General features: G+C 49.2%; 2 protein-coding genes. Both read right to left on the minus strand.

Translation table 11 applies throughout. The features are described from left to right. Window positions 1–263, minus strand: a 263-nt coding sequence (locus B5F39_RS13935) for a hypothetical protein (protein WP_204245135.1), incomplete at its 3' end; no start/stop codon positions are given. A 97-nt stretch (window positions 264–360) separates the two neighbouring features. Beyond that, window positions 361–681 (minus strand): hypothetical protein (locus tag B5F39_RS14515; protein ID WP_204245136.1); only part of this gene is annotated, 321 nt, incomplete at its 5' end.

Consider the following 681-nt stretch of genomic DNA (forward strand, 5'->3'; position numbering starts at 1 on the left):
GCAGGAAAAGTAATAGTTATCTCTTGCTCTACATCAGTTGTGTTAAAGTTATGGTTATACACTCCATAGCACACCTGCGTCCCATCTTCCCACCGCACCCACTCGCCGTTGGCGTTGCTCCCGCGCGCGATGATAGCCGCTCCGCTCTCGCCTACGACCGGCAGCTGCGATATATCTATCTTGCCGTTCTCAAGCGCCGGAAGTTCCGCCGCAGTATTGAGGCCGTCCGCGCCGCGCTGCTGTATCACGTACTTGCTAGGCATGGCGCGCGGCCTCCGTTGTGATAACTATAAGATTGACATTACTGGGGAGCGCCCCCCCCCGTTTACATTACGGTTTGTCAACATTTGTTTTTCCTCCTTACTTCCATTTGCCGATGGCTACTACTCGGATTGTGGCTGTATTTATGGTATATATTTTATCTGCGGTTGTGCTCACGCCACGTACACAATCGCCAGGATGATAATTCCATGCAGAACGCCCTGTACTCCACAGAGACAAAGTGCCTGAACTATAGTATGTAGTTCCTAAAACGACCTGACGGCCTTTACTTGTATCTTCTGCCAATGCTTTTGAAATATAGATATCATATTCACCAACAAAAGCGGCTGGTGGAGTATAAGAATAACTAGCCCAAACCTGAGCTCTATCCTCTATGCTCAAGCCCGTCAGTATAATCGT

The sequence above is a fragment of the Cloacibacillus sp. An23 genome (assembly GCF_002159945.1).
GTDB lineage: Bacteria > Synergistota > Synergistia > Synergistales > Synergistaceae > Caccocola.